This window comes from Arsukibacterium sp., assembly GCF_033722355.1.
Lineage (GTDB): Bacteria > Pseudomonadota > Gammaproteobacteria > Enterobacterales > Alteromonadaceae > Alishewanella.
Genome location: NZ_JAWVZF010000181.1, coordinates 1 through 5,284 on the forward strand (window position 1 = coordinate 1; position 5,284 = coordinate 5,284).

Sequence of the window (5,284 nt, forward strand, 5' to 3'; positions counted from 1 at the left end):
AGAAATAGCCATTAAGATGGCTATTTTACTTCCTACTAATAGCCGCTTTTGTTTTAATAGCTGCCATTACTAATTATTTTCAGAGTAAATTATGCCAGCTATCGGAATTTTCGGCGCTAACGGCCGGATGGGTCGTGCCCTTACTACAGTTGCCAATGAGCAGCAGTTGAACTTAACAGCGGCTACGGTGCGTGCCGGCTCGTCCTTAGTTGGCGTTGATGCCGGTGAGCTGGCCGGATGTGGCAAGCTGGGGCTGGCGCTCAGTGAAACCGGTGAAAGCAGTATTAACCATGCTGATATCTGGGTAGATTTCACTATGCCCGACGCCATGCTGACGCATCTTAAGCTGGCAGTAGCTGCGAAAAAAGCCATGGTAATCGGGGTAACCGGGCTAACTGATGACCAGTATCAGCAACTGCAGCAAGCCAGCGCACATATCCCGATTGTCTGGGCGCCAAATATGAGTGTCGGTGTCAACCTGCTGCTTCATCTGGTACAAACGGCAGCAAGGGTAATGGGCCAGACCGCTGATATTGAAATTATCGAAGCGCATCACCGTTATAAAAAAGACGCGCCGTCAGGCACCGCCATGGCCATTGGCAGCACCATTGCCAAAACCCTGGGGCGGGATCTGACCGAGGTGGCGGTATATGGTCGCGAAGGTATTACTGGCGAGCGGTCGCAACAAACTATTGGTTTTGCCACCGTGCGGGGCGGCGATATTATTGGCGATCACACCGCACTTTTTGCAGATTTGGGCGAAAGGCTGGAAATTAGCCATAAAGCTTCCAGCAGAAATACCTTTGCCCAAGGTGCGCTGCGTGCTGCTTTGTGGTTGCAAAATAAACAGCCCGGACTTTATTCCATGCAGCAAGTGCTGGGATTGACTGACTTAACATAAGCTTTTGAGCAACTAATCATAAAAACGCGTTAAAGCAGGTATTTTCGTAAAAATCAAAAATAGCCATAGCCAAAAGTACGCTTTTCGCCTAAAATAAGCAGGTTTGCCCGGTCACTCGCTCTGGCGAATACGGGGTTTAGAATTTTGGGTCAAAACGGGTTGTAAAACACACTAGGTTTTCGCCCGTTTTTTGCTGTTTGGAGGTTATTTTGACTAAGTCCGCCCTGCTCGTACTGGAAGACGGCACCGTATTTCACGGTACAGCCATTGGCGCTGAAGGAGTTTCTGTAGGTGAGGTGGTGTTTAACACCTCGATGACCGGGTATCAGGAAATATTAACTGATCCCTCATACGCAGAGCAGATAGTAACACTTACTTACCCACATATTGGCAACACCGGAACCAATAGTGAAGACGAGGAATCCGGTCAGGTTTGGGTTAAAGGCCTGATTATCCGTGACCTTCCTCTGTTAGCCAGTAATTTCCGTAATCAACTCTCACTTAGTCAATACCTCGCAAAACATAACATTCTTGGCATTGCCGATATCGATACCCGTAAACTGACCCGCATATTACGGGAAAAAGGCGCCCAGAACGGCTGTATTATGGCTGGTGACGCGCTCGATGAAGCCCGTGCACTGCAACTGGCCAAAGGCTTTGCCGGCCTCTCAGGCATGGATTTAGCCAAAGAGGTTTCGGTTAAATCAACATACCAGTGGACTGAAGGCAGCTGGGCACTGGGCGAAGGCCACCGGCCGGCCGCAGCAGAGAAATTTCATGTGGTCGCTTATGATTATGGTGTGAAGCACAATATCCTGCGGATGCTGGCTGACCGCGGTTGTAAACTCACCGTGGTGCCGGCACAGACGTCGGCTGCCGATGTGCTGGCGCTTAATCCCGATGGTATCTTTTTATCCAATGGCCCTGGCGATCCGGCACCATGTGATTATGCCATTGAGGCAATTAAAATCCTGTTAGAGAAGAACATCCCGCTGTTTGGTATCTGTCTGGGGCATCAGTTGCTGGCACTGGCCAGTGGTGCGAAAACCTCAAAAATGAAGTTTGGCCACCATGGCGCTAACCACCCGGTGCAGAATCTGGAGAGTAAAAAAGTCCTGATCACGTCCCAGAACCATGGTTTTGCGGTAGACGAAGCGAGCTTACCGGCCAATTTACGGGTCACTCATAAATCGCTGTTTGATGGTTCACTGCAGGGCATTCATCGCACGGACAAGCCGGCATTCAGTTTTCAGGGCCACCCTGAAGCGAGTCCCGGCCCGCATGAAGCCTCTGAGCTGTTCGACCACTTTATCACGCTGATGCAACAACATCGCGCCTGAGCAAACACGAATTACGGAGAGCGACCCCATGCCAAAACGTACCGACATTAAAAGCATTCTTATTATTGGCGCCGGCCCGATTGTAATTGGTCAGGCTTGCGAATTTGACTACTCTGGCGCCCAGGCCTGTAAAGCGCTGCGCGAAGAAGGGTACCGGGTTATTCTGGTCAACTCGAACCCGGCGACCATCATGACCGATCCGGAAATGGCTGATGCCACTTACATTGAGCCTATTCACTGGCAGGTGGTGGAAAAAATTATTGAAAAAGAACGGCCGTGTGCCGTGCTGCCGACCATGGGCGGCCAGACCGCGCTGAACTGTGCGCTGGAGCTGGAGCGCCATGGCGTGCTGGCAAAATATAACGTGGAAATGATAGGTGCAACTGCCGATGCTATTGATAAAGCAGAAGATCGCAGCCGCTTTGATAAAGCCATGCGTTCAATTGGTCTGGCGTGTCCCCGTGCCGGCTTAGCCCATTCAATGGAAGAAGCTTATCAGGTGCTGGAAGATATCGGTTTTCCCTGTATTATCCGGCCTTCTTTTACCATGGGCGGCTCTGGCGGCGGTATTGCCTATAACCGCGAAGAGTTTGAAGAAGTCTGTACCCGGGGGCTTGATTTGTCGCCCACCAAAGAGCTGCTGATAGACGAGTCGCTGATTGGTTGGAAAGAATACGAAATGGAAGTGGTTCGCGATAAAAACGATAACTGTATTATTGTTTGTGCCATTGAAAACTTCGACCCGATGGGGGTACACACCGGCGATTCCATTACGGTAGCACCGGCGCAAACCCTGACCGACAAAGAATATCAGATTATGCGGAACGCCTCGTTGGCGGTACTGCGGGAAATCGGTGTTGAAACAGGCGGTTCGAATGTGCAGTTTGGTATCAACCCGGTTGATGGCCGAATGGTTATTATTGAAATGAACCCGCGGGTATCGCGCTCTTCTGCGCTGGCCTCTAAAGCCACTGGTTTCCCTATTGCCAAAGTCGCCGCCAAGTTGGCAGTAGGCTACACCCTGGACGAACTGGCGAACGACATTACCGGTGGCAGAACACCGGCGTCATTTGAACCAAGTATCGACTATGTGGTAACGAAAGTGCCACGGTTTAACTTTGAAAAATTTGCCGGTGCCAATGACCGTTTAACCACGCAGATGAAGTCAGTCGGCGAAGTTATGGCGATTGGCCGCAATCAGCAGGAATCATTGCAAAAAGCCCTGCGGGGTCTTGAAATTGGCGTCGCCGGGCTTGATCCGATTATTGATATTAACCAGCCGGAAGCCAAAGAAAAGCTGACCCGGGAGTTGCGCGAACCAGGCTCGCACCGCATTTGGTATATTGCTGACGCGTTTCGTTTCGGTATGAGCATGGATGAAATCTTTACCCTGACTAATATCGACCGCTGGTTCCTGGTGCAGATTGAAGATTTAATTAAAGAAGAGCAGGCGCTGGCGACCGACGGCTTTGCTGCGCTGGATGAGAAGCGCCTGAAGCGCTTAAAGCGCAAAGGTTTTGCCGACAGCCGCATTGCTGCTGTACTTGGCGTCAGCGAAAACGAAGTGCGCAAGAAACGCCATAGCTATAAGCTGCACCCGGTTTACAAGCGGGTCGATACCTGTGCTGCTGAATTTGCCTCTGACACTGCTTATATGTACAGCACTTATGATGAAGAGTGCGAGGCAGCGCCAACTAATCGCGATAAAATTATGATTATTGGCGGTGGCCCGAACCGGATTGGCCAGGGTATTGAATTTGATTACTGTTGTGTCCACGCAGCGCTGGCGCTGCGCGAAGATGGTTACGAAACCATTATGGTGAACTGTAACCCGGAAACTGTATCAACTGATTATGATACCTCCGACCGTCTCTACTTCGAACCCATCACGCTGGAAGACGTGCTGGAGATTGTGCGGATTGAACAGCCTAAAGGCGTTATCGTTCAGTATGGCGGCCAGACACCGTTAAAATTGGCCCGTGCCCTGGAGGCGAATGGCGTGCCAATCATCGGCACGTCGCCCGATGCGATTGACCGCGCTGAAGATCGGGAGCGTTTTCAGCAGGCAGTTGAACGTTTGGGTTTAAAACAACCGCAAAATGCCACCGTAACCAGTGTCGAAGAAGCGTTAACGCGCGCCCACGAAATTGGCTTTCCGATGGTGGTTCGCCCCTCTTATGTCCTGGGCGGGCGGGCGATGGAAATTGTCTATGACGATCAGGACTTACGCCGTTATATGACTGAAGCGGTCAGTGTGTCAAATGACTCGCCGGTCTTGCTGGATAACTTCCTCGACGATGCGATTGAGGTGGATATTGACGCAATCTGTGATGGTAAAGAAGTGATTATCGGCGGCATTATGGAGCATATTGAGCAAGCCGGGGTACACTCGGGTGACTCTGCTTGTACCTTGCCACCACACAGCTTAAGCCCGGCCATTCAGGACAAAATGCGGGAGCAGGTTAAAAAGCTGGCGCTGGAGCTTGGTGTCGTTGGTTTAATGAACACTCAGTTTGCCGTCAAAGACAACGAAGTCTATCTGATAGAAGTGAACCCGCGGGCAGCCCGGACTGTGCCTTTCGTGTCAAAAGCGACCGGTATGGCAGTGGCCAAAGTCGGTGCCCGCTGTATGGTTGGGCAAACGCTGGCTGAACAGGGGATTACCAAAGAAATTATTCCTCCGTATTTCTCGGTCAAGGAAGTAGTGATACCGTTTAATAAGTTTCCGGGTGTCGACCCTATTCTTGGCCCGGAAATGCGTTCAACCGGGGAAGTGATGGGCATTGGTGATACCTTTGAAGAAGCTTTCGCCAAAGGTGAGTTAGGATCAGGTACCCTGATCCCTACTGGCGGGCGTGCCTTGCTTTCAGTTCGCGACAGCGATAAAGTGCGGGTAGTTGAATTGGCCAGACGGATGGTTGAAATCGGTTTTGAGCTTGACGCCACAGGCGGTACCGCCAAAGCGCTTGCTGCAGCCGGCGTACCATGCCGGACAGTCAATAAAGTATATGAGGGCCGGCCACATATCCTGGACCGGATAAAA

General features: G+C 51.2%; 3 protein-coding genes. All 3 read left to right on the forward strand.

The annotated features are described in order from the left end of the window. Window positions 1–91 precede the first annotated feature (91 nt). Window positions 92–901, forward strand: a complete 810-nt coding sequence (gene dapB, locus R3177_RS12980; RefSeq protein ID WP_318971449.1) for a 4-hydroxy-tetrahydrodipicolinate reductase — start codon at window positions 92–94, stop codon at window positions 899–901. A gap of 209 nt (window positions 902–1,110) precedes the next feature. Next, window positions 1,111–2,241, forward strand: coding sequence for a glutamine-hydrolyzing carbamoyl-phosphate synthase small subunit (gene carA, locus R3177_RS12985; RefSeq protein ID WP_318971450.1), 1,131 nt, complete (start codon window positions 1,111–1,113; stop codon window positions 2,239–2,241). Between the two features lie 28 nt (window positions 2,242–2,269). Next, window positions 2,270–5,284, forward strand: a 3,015-nt coding sequence (gene carB / locus R3177_RS12990; RefSeq protein WP_318971451.1) for a carbamoyl-phosphate synthase large subunit, incomplete at its 3' end; no start/stop codon positions are given.